Raw genomic sequence first — 15154 nt, 5'->3', positions numbered from 1 at the left:
TATAAAATTTATGACAGAAATTTATAGAACAGCGATGTTGCCGTCAGCTCGCCGTCGGGCATCAGCGCATAGCGTGGAATTTCCCCGGCTTTTTCCCAACCACACTGTACATAAAAGTTTTCTGCTCCGCTGCCGGTCGCCGTATCCAGCACCAGAACGCTCTTACCCTGCTCGCGCGCGATGGCTTCCAGTCGGGACATCAGCGCATTCGCCAGCCCCTGACGCCGCGCATTTTGGTGAACCAGAAGTTTGGCGACATCGGCGCGGTGCGGCTGGTTTTCCGGCTGGTCGGTAATCAGCTGTACCGTACCAACAAGCCGCTGCTGCGCATCCGCTGCGGCGAGAACAATGCGCTCACCGGCGGCGACGCTCTGCGCCATTCGCAGCCAGAACGCCGTCGCGGTTTCCGGGGAAAAAGGCAGCATAAAGCTCACCGAGGCCCCGCCGTTGACGCAACTGACGAGGATGTCGGTTAATTCAGGAAGGTGTTCAAGAATATCGTCACGCGACAGCGTGCGCAGAGAAAAGGATGTGGTCATAGGTAACTCCTTGAAATTGACCACATCACTATGTTTTTAACTTATATTTAACACAAGCGGAATTACCATCGTATTTTCTTATGTACGATTCAGACCATTTCTTGCGTAAAAATACGATTGCGTCCGGCTTTTTTTGCCCGAATCATAGAATCATCGGCGACCATGAGCAGCTGGTTGAACAGATCCGTTATTCTGGCTGAACCCGGCGCCCGGCTCTCCAGCCCCATGCTGATGGTCAGCTGGATCCTGTTTTGCCCCCAGGTGAAGGTTTGCGACTCGATGCCCTGGCGAATTTTTTCCGCCAGCAGCACTCCGTCTCGCGCGGATGAGGTCAGCGCCGCGACGGCAAACTCTTCCCCACCAATACGCGCCACCATGCCCTCTTCACCCACCAGCTGCCGCACCTGCTGCGCAAACTGGGCCAGCATACAATCGCCGCACTCGTGGCCCCAGCGATCGTTAACCTGCTTGAAGCCGTCGATGTCGAGCACCATCACGGTGAGCAGCTCGTTTTCCGCGATCGGCTGACGTTTCAACGCTTCGCTTAGCCCGGAGCGAGAATAGACCCGGGTCTGGAAGTCGAAATCAGCGCGCAGGGCCAGCTGTTTGACCAGGTTATTAATCGCCTCAACGCTGGAAGCGACGATGATGGGGCTGATCAGCATCGCAGCAATCCCCAGGCGCGTTGAAAACAGCTGCCACGGCTGCATCCGGGTATCGGGGGAGAGATGGATAAGCGAGTTCGCCACCAGCAGAATTTCGCTAATCCCGGTAATAAAGGTCAACAGGCAGGTTAACGGTAGCGGATAGCGAATCGCGCACCAAATCAGCGCCGGTAACGGGAAGGTTATGCTCCCGGCCCCGCCCACCGCCACGCCGAGCACAATCGACAGCACCAGCGCAATCGCCGGCAACAGCTGACGCAGGCGAAAACGCCCGAACGCCGAAGGGAGCGTGAGGGTTAAAATGAACGGCAGGATCAGCACAGCAGTCGAAAACTGTTCGCTAAACCAGTCCGCCAGTTGGGGAATAAACGTGGCGCGTTCCACATCTACCGAACCCAGCGCCCCGACGGCCGCGCAGAGCAGCGCCGCCAGCAGACAGTAGCAAAACAGGCTTAGCGCATTTATCGGTCCCGGCATCGAATCAGCCCGGCGCTTATCCCACAAAATGAGCTGCGCCAGGGTGACGATAAAAACGATATTGGAGAAGTTGATCAGAAAGGAGGCGAACCCCATTCCCCAACGAGATGTTAAACCGTCATATACCAGCATGGCGGCAAAACAAACGGCGTAAAAATAGCTGCGATTTAGCCAGATATAACGCGCAAAAATCCCCGCCATTACCGCGTTCAGCGGCCAGAAGAACGACAATTCTTGTACCAGACGCAGCATCGCGCCAAAGAAATGCAGTAGTAGCGTTAAAGTGAACAACACCAGCGCATCACGCACGGGCTGTTCCTCACGAAACAGCGTGAATGACCGAATCGACAGTGGAGACATTCATGATTATCCGTCTAATTGTTTCAGGCAATTATTATGTTAATAATTAGTAAGCGGTTCATCATATCATGAGAATAATTATCAGGCATATACCGCCGCCCGATGAATTACGGTCTGCTGCGGTCCGGCGAATTCATCTGGATCACCAGCCAGTGGTGAATCACCTGCACCACGTAGCGCTGCTCTTCGTCGCTGAGGCCGCGCCCCCGCGGGATCGCGTGCCACTTTTCCAGACAGCCGCGACAGCAGGTCGCGGTGGCATGCTGGGCGATAAACACCGGATGTCCGCGCATCGGGGTCTGCTTACCGTCGTTAGGAATTTGCGCAGGGGCCAGCCGACTGGCGATAAAGTCCGCCGCGTGCTGGTCGATAACCTCCGCGCCCTTATCATAACAATACTGCCGTTCTTTCACGCCGAGGCGAAAACGGGAGCGAAAAGTGGAGCGCTGCAGGCGGGCAAACAGGTTTTCTATGGGCACCATCAGAATACCGACCTCCCCAGTTTTTGAGTGAGTTTTTCCAGTAAAGCGATCCCGGCCAGCGAGTTCCCGGCGTCATCGAGCTCCGGGCTCCAGACCGCAATCGCCATCTCCTGCGGAACGATGGCCACAATCCCGCCGCCGACGCCGGATTTCGCCGGTAAACCGACGCGCCACGCAAACTCACCGGCGTTCTGATACATGCCGCTGGTCATCATCAGCGCGTTGACCTGCCGCGACTGAATGGGGGCGATAACCGGCGTCTCAAGGTGCGGAGCGATACCTCGGTCGGCAAGAAACAGAAAGGTGCGCGCCAGCTCTACGCAGCTCATCTCCAGCGAACAGTAGTGGAAATAGTTTTGCAGCACCGTGGCGACATCGTTATGGAAATTACCGAAGGATTTCATCAGCCAGGCTATCGCGGCATTGCGCGCCGAATGGTCGAACTCCGAGCGGGCAACCACCGGGTCATAGGCGATATCGCCCACACCGCTCAGACGACGCACGATTTCCAGCATCCGCTGGCGAGGCGCGCTGAGACGACTTTGCAGCATATCGCAGACCACCAGCGCCCCGGCATTAATAAACGGGTTGCGCGGTTTGCCTTGTTCAATTTCCAGCTGCAACAGCGAGTTGAAAGGCTGGCCGGAGGGATCTTTACCCACCCGCTGCCAGATCTCCTCTTCCTGATAGTGGTTCATCGCGACCACCAGGCTCAGGACTTTCGAGATAGATTGGATAGAGAAGCGCTCGTGCGCGTCGCCGGCGCTGTAGTGCTGACCGTCGACCGTACAGATAGCCACGCCGAGCTTATCGCCGCTGACGCTGGCCAACGCCGGAATATAGTCCGCCACTTTACCGCGACCAATTAGCGGCCTGACTTCAGCCAAAATGGCATCGAGCATTGCGTTATTCATTACCGTCGCCACGCGCGGCTCCTTGCCAACAACAAAATTCGGGCGGTAATTATAGGCGCACGGGACGCGAAGAAACAGCCTCTTTCTCGCCCTCGCGTCGCCAGGGGGATGGTTCGCTCGTCAGCGGGGCGCCTGCCCGGGCTACCAAACCCGCAAATCGCACGAATCGGTAGCCCGGGAAAGGCGTTAACCGCAACCCGGGGATTTTTCCGCAGGCTAGCGGCGATCTCTCCAGACGGTCTGCACGTTGCAGAATTCATGCAGACCAAAATGGGAGAGCTCGCGGCCAAATCCGCTTTTCTTCACGCCGCCGAACGCCACGCGGGCATCGCTGGCGCAGTAGCCGTTGATAAACACTCCGCCGCACTCCAGCTCATCGGCAAAACGCTGGGCCTGCGCTTCACTGGTGGTGTAAACCGTTGCTGAAAGGCCAAATTCGCTGTCATTAGCCAGCGCCAGCGCGTGATCGGCATCGCGGGCTTCGGTAATCGTCGCCACCGGGCCAAACAGCTCCTCGCGGAAACCGGTCATCTCCGCGGTAACGTTTCCGAGCACCGTCGGCGCGTAGTAGTTGCCGGCGCCTTCGATTTTTTCCGCCCCCAGCAGCAGGGTCGCCCCCTCTTTTAGGGTCGCGCTCACCTGCTCGTGCAGCTCATCGCGCAGATCGAACCGCGCCATCGGCCCAATATAGTTCTGCTCATCGCGCGGGTCGCCCATTTTCAGCGCGGCAGCAGCGGCGACAAATTTCTGCGTAAAGGCCTCGGCGATGCCCGCTTCGACGATAAAACGCTTCGCCGCGGCGCAGACCTGACCGGTATTCTGGTAGCGACCTATCACCGCCGCTTTCACCGCCTCGTCAAGGTCGGCATCGTTAAGCACGATAAAGGGATCGGAGCCGCCCAGCTCCAGCACGCATTTTTTCAACGCCGCGCCGGCCTGTGCGCCAATGGCCTTCCCGGCGCGCACGCTGCCGGTGACGGTCACCGCGGCGATGCGCGGATCGTTAATCATTTGCGAAACACCATCGTTGGTGGCGTTCACCCAGCCAAAGACGCCGTCCGGCACGCCCGCAGCGGCAAAAATTTCGCCGATCATCGCCGCGCTGCCCAGCACGTTTGGCGCATGCTTAAGCAGATAGCTGTTGCCCGCCAGCAGAATGGGCACCGCGCCGCGCAGCACCTGCCACACCGGGAAGTTCCACGGCATGACAGCAAGGATAGCCCCCATCGGGCGGTACTCAATCACCGCTTTATTGTCTTCAACCAGCGTCGCCTCGGTATTGAGCATCGCCGGGCCGTGTTCAGCATACCAGTCACAAAGATTGGCGGATTTAGCCACTTCGCCGCGCGCCTGGGCAATCGGTTTACCCATTTCGCGACTAATCATTTGCGCCAGCGCTTCGCCACGGGCGCGCATCGCGCTACCGACGTTACGCAGCGTCGCCGCGCGCTCCGCCACGCTGACGTTGCGCCACTGACGATACCCCTGTTCCGCAAGGGCAATGGCCGCATCGACCTGCTGTTCGCTGGCCCAGGGCACAGACGACAAAGTTTCACCGGTGGTCGGACTCACGGAAATCGCATGAGTAGCAGATAAATTCATCGTTTTTCTCTCTGTGTTGATTGCGAAGTGACCTTATTCTGGCTTACCCTTCCTTTCATTAAAAATGAATAATATTAAGCAACCCATTCACAAAAGAAGAACGCTATGGATCTGACCCAGCTTGAGATGTTCAACGCCGTCGCCAGCACCGGCAGCATTACCCAGGCCGCGCAGAAGGTGCATCGCGTGCCGTCAAACCTGACTACACGCATCCGCCAGCTGGAGGCGGATCTCGGCGTCGAACTGTTTATTCGCGAAAATCAGCGGCTGCGGTTGTCCCCCGCCGGGCACAGCTTTTTACGCTATAGCCAGCAGATCCTCGCCCTTGTTGATGAAGCGAGGATGGTGGTCGCCGGAGATGAACCTCAGGGGCTGTTTTCGCTCGGCTCGCTGGAGAGTACCGCCGCCGTGCGCATTTCCCCTACTCTGGCGCACTTTAATCAGCGCTATCCCAAGATTCACCTGGCCCTCTCCACCGGTCCTTCCGGCACCATGATCGACGGCGTACTTGAGGGAAATCTGAGCGCAGCGTTCGTTGACGGTCCGCTGGTGCACCCGGGGCTGGAGGGGTTACCGGTATTCCCGGAAGAGATGATGATCGTCGCGCCCTTTGGCCACCCGCCCATCGCCCGCGCCAGCGAAGTGAACGGCGCCAGCGTCTACGCGTTTCGCGCCAACTGCTCCTATCGCCGTCATTTTGAGAGCTGGTTCCACGCCGATCGCGCCACCCCGGGGCGGATCCATGAGATGGAGTCCTACCACGGGATGCTGGCCTGCGTCATTGCCGGCGCCGGACTGGCGCTGATGCCGCGCAGCATGCTGGAGAGTATGCCGGGCCATCAGCAGGTATCCGCCTGGCCGCTGGCCGAAGAGTGGCGCTGGCTGACGACCTGGCTGGTCTGGCGGCGCGGGGCGAAAACTCGCCAGCTCGAGGCGTTTATAGCGCTGCTGAACGAAGATCGACAAGCAGCAGCTTCTCCATAAAAATGCTTAACGGATCCGGCTGATACGGCGCAAAGGCGCTGCGGGCCTGGTAGCCATTGCGCGTGTATAACGCGACGGCGGCGTGCTGATGGATGCCCGTTTCCAGGCGTACGGTATGGCATTCGCGATTTATCGCCTCTTTCTCCAGCGCCGCCAGCAGTTTTTCCCCCAGCTGCTGGCCGCGATGGGCCGGGTGAATAAATACCCTTTTCATCTCGCCAACCCCCTCTTCGCCGAGCACGATGGCCCCACAGCCGACGGCCCGGTGCTGCGCATCGCGGATAATGAGCGCGATGACCGACGCCGCCGGTAGCGCGCTCAGGTCGATAAGATGATTGCTTTCCGCCGGGTAGAGCGTCTGCTGGTATGCGTCCAGCTCGGCAATTAAGGCGGTCAGATCCGGGTGATTTAGCGGGGTCGCGGCGATAGTGTACATAAAGAAGCTCCTTTTTTGAGCGTACTGTAGCGCGGGGCGTCCGCGGAGCCGCCATAGCATTAACTTATAGCTTCTGACCCGACTTGCGCTCCCCCCTTGAGAGGCAGTAATTTTGCGACATAACGTCTTTTATCAGGAAAATACGATGAATACCAAAGCGCGCAAGGTGATGATTATCGGGGCCGGAAACGTCGGCGCCTCAGCGGCCTACGCCCTGTTAAACCAGAATATTTGCGAGGAGCTGATCCTTGTCGATCTCAATACCTCACGCGCCGAAGCGCACGCTCAGGACCTGAGCGACGCGGCCGCCTACATGCCGGGCATGATGACGATTTCCACCCGGGAAGCCAGCGACTGCGCCGATGTCGATATCGCGGTTATCACCGTTTCCGGCGGCGCGCTCAAGCCGGGTCAAACCCGGCTGGACGAACTGACCAACACGGCAAAAATCGTCAAAAGCATCGTCCCGCAGATGATGCGCGGCGGCTTCAACGGCATCTTTTTGGTTGCCACCAACCCCTGCGACATCATCACCTGGCAGGTGTGGCAGCTTTCGGGCCTGCCGCGCGGCCAGGTGCTGGGTACCGGCGTCTGGCTGGACACGACGCGCTTACGCCGGGTACTGGCCCAGGCGCTGGATATCGGCGCGCAAAGCATCGACGCCTTTATTCTTGGCGAGCATGGCGATACCCAGTTTCCGGTGTGGTCACACTCGGCGGTTTACGGCTCCGCCATCGCCGATGTTTACCAAAAACATACCGGCCAGGCTCTCGACCGGGAGCTGATTGCCGAAAAGGTGCGCAAGCTGGGGTTTGAGATTTACGCCGGCAAAGGCTGCACGGAGTACGGCGTCGCCGGAACCATCGCCGAAATCTGCCGCAATATTTTCACCGGCAGCCATCGCGCGCTGGCGGTGTCGTGCATTCTTGACGGGGAATATGGCGTAACCGGCGCGGCGGCTGGCGTTCCCGCGGTGCTGACGCAAAGCGGCGTGCAGCAGATTATTGAGCTGCAGCTGGCCGATGATGAAGCGGAGAAATTCCGCCACTCTATCGAAGTGATTAAAGCCAATATCGCCCGTCTACCGTGATGGCCTATTTTCCCTGCGGGTTTCGCAGGAATAGCGCGCAGGATAAGTTTGCCGGCTAACCCACTCGGATTCGGGATCGGCGGGTCTGTTGCCGATCCCGTCTTATGATGACGGGTGAGCTAGCGTAGCGTTATTACGCCATTTAAATAGGTCACCGCCTGGCCGCTCATCAATACGCGTTTTCCTTTCAGCTCGCAGCGCATATCGCCCCCGCGCGCGGAAACCTGGCGCGCCAGCAGCTGAGTTTTACCCCGCTTTGCGCTCCAGTAGGGGATCAGCATAGTATGCGCCGAACCGGTTACCGGATCTTCCCACACCGCTTCACCGGGTGAGAAAAAGCGGCTAACGAAGTCATATTCGCCGCTGCCGGCGGCGGTCACGGTCACTTTATGTTCGCCGGGCGTCATCGCAGCAATATTCGGCCGCAGGGCTTCGACCTGCTCACGGGAGGCCAGTTCGATGAGCCATGCGCGCCCCTTGCGGGCATGCAGGTAGCGCTCAATCCCCAGCGCGGAGAGCATCTCCGCGGGCGGCTCGCGCTCTTGCGTTTCTCCCGCCGGGAAATCCAGGGTCAACCAGTCGCCCTCGCGGCTCACGGTCAGCCGACCGGAAGCGGTCGCAAAGTGAATCAGCGCATCAGGATAATCCAGGTGATGAAATATCACGTGCGCGCTGGCAAGCGTGGCGTGGCCGCAGAGATTGACCTCATTGCGGGTGGTAAACCAGCGCAGCGCAAAACCATCGCTCTCAGGTACCACAAACGCGGTTTCCGACTGGTTGTGCTGCTGCGCCATTTTGAGCAGCAGCTCATCCGGCAGCCATTTTTTAAGCAGGCATACCGCAGCCGGGTTGCCGGCGAAAGGCTGGTCGCTGAACGCCGCCACCAGATAAAAAGGAATTTCCGTCACCGTCCCTCCTTAACGAAGCGTAATCGTGCCGATTAAGTAAGTGGTCGCCTGACCGCCGATCAGAACCCGGTCGCCCCGCCACTGGCAGCGCAGGTCGCCGCCGCGGGCCGACACCTGCCGCGCCTGCATGTCCGTTTTGCCGAGCTTCTCGCCCCAGTAGGGAATCAGCATACTGTGCGCCGAGCCGGTGACCGGGTCTTCCGCCACCGCCTCGCCCGGACAGAAGAAACGGCTGACAAAGTCATACTCTTCGTCCGGGGCGCTGATACAGATCATTTTGCCGAGGCGCTCAAGCAGCTGCATATCCGGACGCACCGCCTCCACCTGCTGGCGGTCGGCTAAAACCACCAGGTAATCACGCGCCACGCGGACTTCCACCGCGTCGCTCAGCCCCAGCCCGGCCAGCAGCTCCGCAGGCGGCTGCTCAACGGCGGTCGTCGCCCAGGCCGGGAAATCCAGCGTCAGCCAGTCGCCGCTGCGCGTGACGCGAAGCTCGCCGACAAAGCGGGTACTAAATACGATTGTCGATGAGGGGTGGTCAAAATATTCAAAAATGACGTGCGAGGCCGCCAGGGTCGCGTGGCCGCAAAGGTTGATCTCATCCAGCGTGGTAAACCAACGCAGCTCATACCCCTCATCCGTACGCACAAAAAACGCGGTCTCCGACTGATTGTGCTGCTGCGCCATTTGCAACAGCGTTTCGTCCGGCAGCCATTCGGTCAGCGGGCAAACGGCCGCCGCGTTGCCGCCAAAGCTCCGATCGCTGAAGGCATCCACCAGATAAAAGCTAATTTCCTGCATTGTTCTGTCCCTCTATTTTTTTTACTTATCGATAACATGACATAAACGTGAGAAATCCACACGTTTAATAGAAAAATTAATCCGTTAGTGCCGAAAATCTGGCTGAAGCTAAAATGAGATGTAGATCACAAAATGGTTGTATTTTCAGCAGCAATCGTTTTAAGATCGTCCCACTTCTTTCCTCTTTGTAACCAGCCCTGAACTTATGATGACAAATACGGTTTCACGCAAGGTCGCGTGGCTGCGCGTAGTCACGCTTGCGATTGCGGCATTTATCTTTAATACCACCGAATTTGCGCCCGTGGGCCTGCTGTCGGATATCGCCGACAGCTTTGGCATGGAAACGGCGCAGGTTGGGATTATGCTGACGATCTACGCCTGGGTTGTCGCCCTGATGTCGCTGCCCTTTATGCTGCTGACCAGCAAGATGGAGCGCCGTCGCCTGCTGGTTGGCCTGTTTATCCTGTTTATCGCCAGCCACGTGCTGTCGTTCCTGGCCTGGAACTTCAACGTGCTGGTGATCAGCCGTATCGGTATCGCCTTTGCCCACGCGGTGTTCTGGTCGATCACCTCGGCGCTGGCTATACGAATGGCACCTGCAGGTAAACGCGCGCAAGCGCTGAGCCTGATTGCCACCGGTACCGCGCTGGCGATGGTCTTCGGTATCCCGATTGGCCGTATCGTCGGGCAATACTTTGGCTGGCGCACCACGTTCCTGGTCATCGGCCTCGGCGCGCTGGTTACCATGGTGTGCCTGATCAAGCTGCTGCCTAAGCTGCCGAGCGAGCACTCAGGGTCGCTGAAAAGCCTGCCGGTGCTGTTCCGTCGCCCTGCGCTGCTGAGCATCTATTTGCTGACGGTGATTGTGGTGACCGCGCACTATACCGCCTACAGCTACATTGAACCGTTCGTTCAGACGGTCGCCGGCCTGAGCGGCAACTTCGCTACCGTGCTGCTGCTGACCCTGGGCGGCGCGGGCATCGTCGGCAGCATCCTCTTTGGTAAGCTCGGCAACCTGCATGCGTCCGGGTTAATTAACGCGGCGATTGGCCTGCTGCTGGCGTGCCTGCTGCTGCTGCTGCCCGCCTCGCACAACGCCAACCACCTGATGCTGCTGAGCGTCTTCTGGGGCGTGGCGATCATGATTATCGGTCTCGGTATGCAGGTCAAAGTGCTGGCGCTGGCGCCGGACGCGACCGACGTGGCGATGTCGTTATTTTCGGGGATCTTTAATATCGGCATCGGCGCGGGCGCGCTGGTGGGCAGCCAGGTCAGTACCCATCTGTCAATGGCGTCCATTGGCTATGTCGGGGCGATCCCTGCGGTTGTCGCGTTAGTGTGGGCGGTGATGATTTTCCGCCGCTGGCCGGTGTCGCTGGAAGATCAGCAGCCGCATCACTCCTGATCGTGCTGCTAAAAAAACCTGCCGGTCGTGAGATCGGCAGTTTTTTTTACGTCTGGTATCAGGACGACGATGACCGTCAGGCGTGATAAGTGGAAATAATCTCCAGCACGCCGTTAATAATAAACTGCACGCCCATACAGACCAGCAGGAAGCCCATCAGGCGGGAAATCGCCTCAATGCCGCCCTTCCCGACCAGACGCATGATTGCCCCGGAGCTGCGGAGACAGCCCCACAGGATAATCCCGACCAGGGCAAAAATAATCGGCGGCGCGACCAGCACAACCCAGTCCGGGAAGCTCGCCCCGTGCTTTACCGTAGACGCTGAGCTGATAATCATCGCGATTGTCCCCGGCCCTGCGGTGCTCGGCATCGCCAGCGGAACGAAGGCGATATTCGCCGTCGGTTCATCCTCAAGCTCTTCTGATTTCAGCTTAGCTTCCATCGAATCATGGGCTTTTTGCTGGGGAAAGAGCATGCGGAAGCCGATAAAGGCGACGATCAGGCCGCCGGCAATACGCAGACCGGGAATCGAAATTCCGAAGGTGTTCATCACCACCTGGCCGGCATACCAGGCGACCATCAGGATGGCGAACACATAAACCGAGGCCATCAGCGACTGACGGTTACGCTCGGCGTTATTCATATTCCCGGCCAGGCCAAGGAACAGCGCCACGGTAGTCAGCGGGTTCGCCAGCGGTAGAATCACTACCAGTCCCAGGCCTATCGCTTTAAAAAGATCCATCATAGTGAATTAAGGTCCTGTCAATATTGGATTATCAAAAAAATGACGCGTGCTGAGTATATCGTCTGTTGCCAGATTGTACCCGTTCTCCTCAGGACGCATTCACCCTTCCTTCAAATCATAAGATAACAACGTGAAATAGAGTGACCTGCCTCACAACAATTCGTTTTAGCAAATCGTGGCATCGGCTAATTCATCAGGTTGACTTATATTTGCCTAGGCAATAATATCTCCCGCAACTAAGTCATTGCCTGGGCAACCATTGTGAAAAGTACAAGCGACCTGTTTAACGAAATGATCCCTCTTGGCCGCTTGATCCAGATGGTTAACCAGAAAAAAGATCGCCTGCTCAACGACTATCTCTCGCCGATGGATATTACTTCCACCCAGTTCCGGGTGCTCTGTTCCATTCGTTGCGAAGTGTGTATTACCCCCGTTGAGCTGAAAACCGTGCTTTCGGTCGACCCAGGCGCAATGACGCGCATGCTCGACCGCCTGGTCTGTAAAGGCTGGATTGAACGGTTACCCAACCCGACTGACAAGCGTGGCGTGCTGGTACAGTTAACGCCAGACGGCGCAGCCCTTTGTGAGCAATGTCATCAGGTTGTGGGTCAGAAATTGCACCAGGAACTAACAAAAAATCTGTCGACGGATGAAGTGGCCACTCTTGAGTGTTTACTCAAAAAAGTTCTGTCGTAATAAGAAGAGGTAAGATGATGTCCAGACGCAATAACGACGCCATCACTATCCATAGTATTTTGTCGTGGATCGAGGATAACCTGGAATCGCCCCTGTCGCTGGAGAAGGTTTCAGAGCGCTCAGGTTACTCCAAGTGGCACCTGCAAAGAATGTTCAAGAAAGAGACCGGTCACTCGCTGGGACAGTATATCCGCAGCCGTAAGCTGACCGAGATCGCGCAGAAGCTGAAGCAGAGCAACGAGCCTATCTTATACCTGGCCGAACGCTATGGCTTTGAATCGCAGCAAACGCTGACGCGAACTTTTAAGAACTATTTCGATGTTCCGCCGCACCAGTATCGTATTACCAACGTGCCGGGCGAGTCGCGCTACCTGCTCCCATTAAATAACTGTTGTTAACCGCCTGCAAAAAGACGTATTGAGGAAATCATGAAACTATTCGCTTCCGCCGCCATCGTGCTATTGGCGCTGGTCTCGAGCCAAAGTTATGCGGAGCAAACCAGCACCCCGGTTCGCCACAACAACCGGGATGCGATGATTATTCCTTCCGAACATAATGATTCGCCTTTTGATTTCAATCACATGGCTTCTGGCAGTGATAAATCAGATGAACTGGGCGTGCCCTATTACAACCAGCAAAGCCTGTAAAATCCCTTTAGCCCCGTGACCGGGGCTTTTTTTTATCCCCGCGCCATGCCTGGACGCACGATCCGCAGGCCAAATACGTTGATATACAGCCCGGCCATAATCAGTACCGCGCCCAGCAGCTGCAGGCTATTCAGCGTCTCGCCGAGTAATAGGGCCGCGCTGGCCATCCCGACCACCGGCACCAGCAGCGACAGCGGCGCCACGCGCCAGGTTTCATAGCGGCCGAGCAGCGCCCCCCAAATACCATAGCCGACGATAGTGGCAACAAACGCCAGATAGAGCAGCGACAGGATCGTCAGCAGGTCGATATGCAGCAGGCTTTCCGCCATGACCTGCGGGCCGTCGAGGATCCACGACGCCAGCATAAACGGCAGCACCGGGATCAGCGCGCTCCATACCACCAAAGACATAATCGGCGGCCGGCTCGCATGCGACATAATTTTCTTGTTGAAGATATTGCCGCAGGCCCAGCTCAGCGCCGCGGCCAGCGTCAGCATAAAGCCCACCAGCGGGACATGCTGGCCGCCGAGGCTGGCTTCGACCAGCACCAGTACGCCGAAAATCGCCAGCGCGATCCCCGCCAGCTGTTTCCCCTGCAAACGTTCGCCGAAAATAAACGCCCCGAGAATGATGGTGAAAAAGGCCTGCGCCTGCAGCACCAGCGATGCCAGTCCGGCAGGCATGCCGAGGCTAATCGCGCAGAACAAAAACGCAAACTGACCGAAGCTAATCGTCAGGCCGTAGCCCAGCAGCAGGCTCAGCGGAATTTTTGGCCGCGCGACGAAGAGCAGCGCCGGGAAAGCCACCAGCAAAAAGCGCAGTCCGGCGAGCATCAGCGGCGGCATATTATGCAGCCCCACCTTGATCACCACGAAATTCAGCCCCCATACCACCACCACCAGCAATGCCAGCAGCCCGTCTTTACGCGTCATACCCGCCTCGGTTGTTATTGGAATTTTTGCGAACAAAATCAAACTACCGAATAATTCGTCCGCCGCATAGATCATTATTTTCGGTAGGGCGCTGGCGTGCTTTTCATCACCCCCGGGAACTATACAAGCCCCGGTTAGCGTGCTATTTGTGATCGTGACAACAAAAATAACATCACATCAGGCAAGGAAAAAATGATACCGACTCTCAGGCGCTCAACCGCAGCGCTGCTGGCTTCGTCGTTGCTGTTAACCATTGGCCGCGGCGCAACGTTACCTTTTATGACGATCTACCTCACCCGCCAGTACCATCTGGAGGTGGATAAAATCGGCTATGCGCTGTCGAGCGCGCTGATCGTCGGGGTGCTGTTCAGCATGGGTTTTGGCATTCTCGCCGATAAGTTCGACAAAAAGCGCTATATGACGCTCGCCGTGCTGGCGTTTATTGGCGGCTTTATCGCTATTCCTCTGGTCAATAGCGTCGCGCTGGTGGTGTTTTTCTTCGCGCTGATTAACTGCGCCTACTCCGTCTTCTCAACCGTGCTGAAAGCGTGGTTTGCCGACGTGCTATCGCCGGAAAAGAAGGCGCAGATTTTTTCCCTTAACTATACCTTTCTCAATATTGGCTGGACCGTTGGGCCGCCTATCGGCACTCTGCTGGTCATGCACAGTATTAACCTGCCGTTCTGGCTGGCGGCCGGCTGCGCCGCCCTTCCGCTGGTATTTATTCAGCTGTTTGTGCAGCGCACCAGCGCCGCGATTGCTCAGGATAACGCGGTCCAGTGGTCGCCGTCGGTGCTGCTGCGCGATCGCGCTCTGCTGTGGTTTACCCTTTCCGGCCTGCTGGCCTCCTTTGTCGGCGGCTCTTTCGCTTCCTGCATTTCCCAGTATGTGCTGGTAGTAGCGGACAGCGATTTTGCCGAAAAAGTGGTTGCGGTGGTACTGCCGGTTAACGCGGCCGTGGTGGTGGCGCTGCAGTATGCGGTTGGTCGTCGCCTTACCGCCCGCAATATTCGCCCGCTGATGACCTTTGGGACGGTTTGTTTTGTGCTCGGACTGGGCGGTTTTGTTATTTCCGATAACAGCCTGCTGTTGTGGGGCCTCTCCGCCGCCATTTTTACACTCGGAGAGGTTATCTACGCGCCGGGGGAATATATGCTGATCGATAACATTGCGCCGCCGGGCATGAAAGCCAGCTACTTTTCCGCCCAGTCGCTGGGCTGGCTGGGGGCGGCGTTTAACCCGATGCTGACCGGAACGATTCTGACCCATCTGCCGCACTGGTCGCTGTTTGTGATATTGATGCTGGCGATTATCGCCGCATGGCTGATGATTTTCCGCGGCATGAACGTTCGTCCGTGGAACGGTAGCGCGGTCGCCCGCGCCTGATGCCAGGCGCCGTGCGGCTGTCAGGTTGCTGTCGCGTCCCTGTCGGGTTCCGATCGTGGTGCCCGACAGCCCGCTCGATGATACT

General features: G+C 57.7%; 17 protein-coding genes. 7 read left to right on the top strand and 10 right to left on the bottom strand.

The window, feature by feature from the left end:
• Window positions 1–8: 8 nt before the first annotated feature.
• From CDA56_RS15370 to sad, 5 genes are all read right to left on the bottom strand, one after another.
• Window positions 9–539 (bottom strand): GNAT family N-acetyltransferase, encoded by a 531-nt coding sequence (locus CDA56_RS15370; protein WP_004851153.1) that lies wholly within the window; start codon window positions 537–539, stop codon window positions 9–11.
• Between the two features lie 89 nt (window positions 540–628).
• Window positions 629–2041 carry a GGDEF domain-containing protein gene (locus CDA56_RS15365; RefSeq protein WP_004851155.1) on the bottom strand — a complete coding sequence of 471 codons (1413 nt, stop codon included), beginning with the start codon at window positions 2039–2041 and terminating at the stop codon, window positions 629–631.
• Between the two features lie 107 nt (window positions 2042–2148).
• A complete protein-coding gene (locus CDA56_RS15360; protein WP_004851158.1) occupies window positions 2149–2523 on the bottom strand; it encodes a DUF4186 domain-containing protein in 375 nt (124 codons plus the stop codon).
• Window positions 2523–3449: a glutaminase B gene (glsB, locus tag CDA56_RS15355; protein WP_014229486.1), complete on the bottom strand. Its 927-nt coding sequence runs from the start codon at window positions 3447–3449 to the stop codon at window positions 2523–2525. The genes CDA56_RS15360 and glsB overlap by 1 nt, the downstream gene beginning before the upstream one ends.
• A 204-nt stretch (window positions 3450–3653) precedes the next feature.
• Window positions 3654–5039: a succinate-semialdehyde dehydrogenase gene (gene sad, locus CDA56_RS15350; protein WP_025105750.1), complete on the bottom strand. Its 1386-nt coding sequence runs from the start codon at window positions 5037–5039 to the stop codon at window positions 3654–3656.
• A gap of 105 nt (window positions 5040–5144) precedes the next feature.
• On the opposite strand from sad, the gene ptrR reads away from it, so the two are divergent.
• A complete protein-coding gene (ptrR, locus tag CDA56_RS15345) occupies window positions 5145–6023 on the top strand; it encodes a putrescine utilization regulator PtrR (RefSeq protein WP_004851166.1) in 879 nt (292 codons plus the stop codon).
• Here the strand turns inward: ptrR and CDA56_RS15340 are convergent.
• Window positions 5977–6459 (bottom strand): GNAT family N-acetyltransferase, encoded by a 483-nt coding sequence (locus CDA56_RS15340; RefSeq protein WP_025105751.1) that lies wholly within the window; start codon window positions 6457–6459, stop codon window positions 5977–5979. The genes ptrR and CDA56_RS15340 overlap by 47 nt on opposite strands.
• Before the next feature lie 145 nt (window positions 6460–6604).
• On the opposite strand from CDA56_RS15340, the gene CDA56_RS15335 reads away from it, so the two are divergent.
• Entirely contained in the window at window positions 6605–7549 is a 945-nt protein-coding gene (locus tag CDA56_RS15335; RefSeq protein WP_014229489.1) for an L-lactate dehydrogenase, read from the top strand.
• A 119-nt stretch (window positions 7550–7668) separates the two neighbouring features.
• On the opposite strand, the gene CDA56_RS15330 is transcribed toward CDA56_RS15335, so the two are convergent.
• Both CDA56_RS15330 and CDA56_RS15325 read right to left on the bottom strand, forming a co-directional pair.
• Complete coding sequence (locus tag CDA56_RS15330) at window positions 7669–8457, bottom strand: PhzF family phenazine biosynthesis protein (RefSeq protein ID WP_102803897.1); 789 nt, start codon at window positions 8455–8457, stop codon at window positions 7669–7671.
• 9 nt (window positions 8458–8466) lie between these two features.
• Window positions 8467–9258 carry a PhzF family phenazine biosynthesis protein gene (locus tag CDA56_RS15325; protein WP_102803898.1) on the bottom strand — a complete coding sequence of 264 codons (792 nt, stop codon included), beginning with the start codon at window positions 9256–9258 and terminating at the stop codon, window positions 8467–8469.
• Between the two features lie 205 nt (window positions 9259–9463).
• Here CDA56_RS15325 and CDA56_RS15320 point away from each other — a divergent pair, with 205 nt between their 5' ends.
• Window positions 9464–10663 carry a sugar transporter gene (locus CDA56_RS15320; RefSeq protein ID WP_025105754.1) on the top strand — a complete coding sequence of 400 codons (1200 nt, stop codon included), beginning with the start codon at window positions 9464–9466 and terminating at the stop codon, window positions 10661–10663.
• A 76-nt stretch (window positions 10664–10739) separates the two neighbouring features.
• Here the strand turns inward: CDA56_RS15320 and CDA56_RS15315 are convergent, their stop codons facing one another.
• Window positions 10740–11408 carry a MarC family NAAT transporter gene (locus CDA56_RS15315; protein WP_004119839.1) on the bottom strand — a complete coding sequence of 223 codons (669 nt, stop codon included), beginning with the start codon at window positions 11406–11408 and terminating at the stop codon, window positions 10740–10742.
• A 261-nt stretch (window positions 11409–11669) separates the two neighbouring features.
• Between CDA56_RS15315 and marR the strand changes: the two genes are divergently transcribed.
• Genes marR through marB form a run of 3 tightly spaced genes read left to right on the top strand, consistent with a single transcriptional unit; the run spans window position 11670 to window position 12751 of the window.
• On the top strand, window positions 11670–12104 hold the full coding sequence (gene marR, locus CDA56_RS15310; RefSeq protein WP_004102349.1) for a multiple antibiotic resistance transcriptional regulator MarR: 435 nt from the start codon (window positions 11670–11672) through the stop codon (window positions 12102–12104).
• 17 nt (window positions 12105–12121) lie between these two features.
• Complete coding sequence (marA, locus tag CDA56_RS15305) at window positions 12122–12502, top strand: MDR efflux pump AcrAB transcriptional activator MarA (protein ID WP_004102351.1); 381 nt, start codon at window positions 12122–12124, stop codon at window positions 12500–12502.
• 30 nt (window positions 12503–12532) lie between these two features.
• Window positions 12533–12751: a multiple antibiotic resistance protein MarB gene (marB, locus tag CDA56_RS15300; protein WP_004851184.1), complete on the top strand. Its 219-nt coding sequence runs from the start codon at window positions 12533–12535 to the stop codon at window positions 12749–12751.
• Window positions 12752–12783: 32 nt separating this feature from the next.
• On the opposite strand, the gene eamA is transcribed toward marB, so the two are convergent.
• Window positions 12784–13683: an O-acetylserine/cysteine exporter gene (gene eamA, locus CDA56_RS15295; protein WP_032719252.1), complete on the bottom strand. Its 900-nt coding sequence runs from the start codon at window positions 13681–13683 to the stop codon at window positions 12784–12786.
• A gap of 192 nt (window positions 13684–13875) precedes the next feature.
• On the opposite strand from eamA, the gene ydeE reads away from it, so the two are divergent.
• Window positions 13876–15069 carry an efflux MFS transporter YdeE gene (ydeE, locus tag CDA56_RS15290; RefSeq protein WP_047723749.1) on the top strand — a complete coding sequence of 398 codons (1194 nt, stop codon included), beginning with the start codon at window positions 13876–13878 and terminating at the stop codon, window positions 15067–15069.
• Window positions 15070–15154 lie beyond the last annotated feature (85 nt).

It is taken from the genome of Klebsiella michiganensis (genome assembly GCF_002925905.1).
Taxonomy (GTDB): domain Bacteria; phylum Pseudomonadota; class Gammaproteobacteria; order Enterobacterales; family Enterobacteriaceae; genus Klebsiella; species Klebsiella michiganensis.
This window is presented reverse-complemented; position numbering and strand designations above follow the sequence as displayed.

Bases quoted from the DNA above. Each gene is read 5' to 3' on its own strand.
- CDA56_RS15340 (WP_025105751.1), bottom strand. From the start codon at position 6,459: ATGTACACTATCGCCGCGACCCCGCTAAATCACCCGGATCTGACCGCC.
- sad (WP_025105750.1), bottom strand. From the start codon at position 5,039: ATGAATTTATCTGCTACTCATGCGATTTCCGTGAGTCCGACCACCGGT.
- CDA56_RS15370 (WP_004851153.1), bottom strand. From the start codon at position 539: ATGACCACATCCTTTTCTCTGCGCACGCTGTCGCGTGACGATATTCTT.
- marA (WP_004102351.1), top strand. From the start codon at position 12,122: ATGTCCAGACGCAATAACGACGCCATCACTATCCATAGTATTTTGTCG.
- CDA56_RS15325 (WP_102803898.1), bottom strand. From the start codon at position 9,258: ATGCAGGAAATTAGCTTTTATCTGGTGGATGCCTTCAGCGATCGGAGC.
- ptrR (WP_004851166.1), top strand. From the start codon at position 5,145: ATGGATCTGACCCAGCTTGAGATGTTCAACGCCGTCGCCAGCACCGGC.
- CDA56_RS15320 (WP_025105754.1), top strand. From the start codon at position 9,464: ATGATGACAAATACGGTTTCACGCAAGGTCGCGTGGCTGCGCGTAGTC.
- CDA56_RS15335 (WP_014229489.1), top strand. From the start codon at position 6,605: ATGAATACCAAAGCGCGCAAGGTGATGATTATCGGGGCCGGAAACGTC.
- CDA56_RS15365 (WP_004851155.1), bottom strand. From the start codon at position 2,041: ATGTCTCCACTGTCGATTCGGTCATTCACGCTGTTTCGTGAGGAACAG.
- CDA56_RS15315 (WP_004119839.1), bottom strand. From the start codon at position 11,408: ATGATGGATCTTTTTAAAGCGATAGGCCTGGGACTGGTAGTGATTCTA.
- marB (WP_004851184.1), top strand. From the start codon at position 12,533: ATGAAACTATTCGCTTCCGCCGCCATCGTGCTATTGGCGCTGGTCTCG.
- eamA (WP_032719252.1), bottom strand. From the start codon at position 13,683: ATGACGCGTAAAGACGGGCTGCTGGCATTGCTGGTGGTGGTGGTATGG.
- CDA56_RS15360 (WP_004851158.1), bottom strand. From the start codon at position 2,523: ATGGTGCCCATAGAAAACCTGTTTGCCCGCCTGCAGCGCTCCACTTTT.
- ydeE (WP_047723749.1), top strand. From the start codon at position 13,876: ATGATACCGACTCTCAGGCGCTCAACCGCAGCGCTGCTGGCTTCGTCG.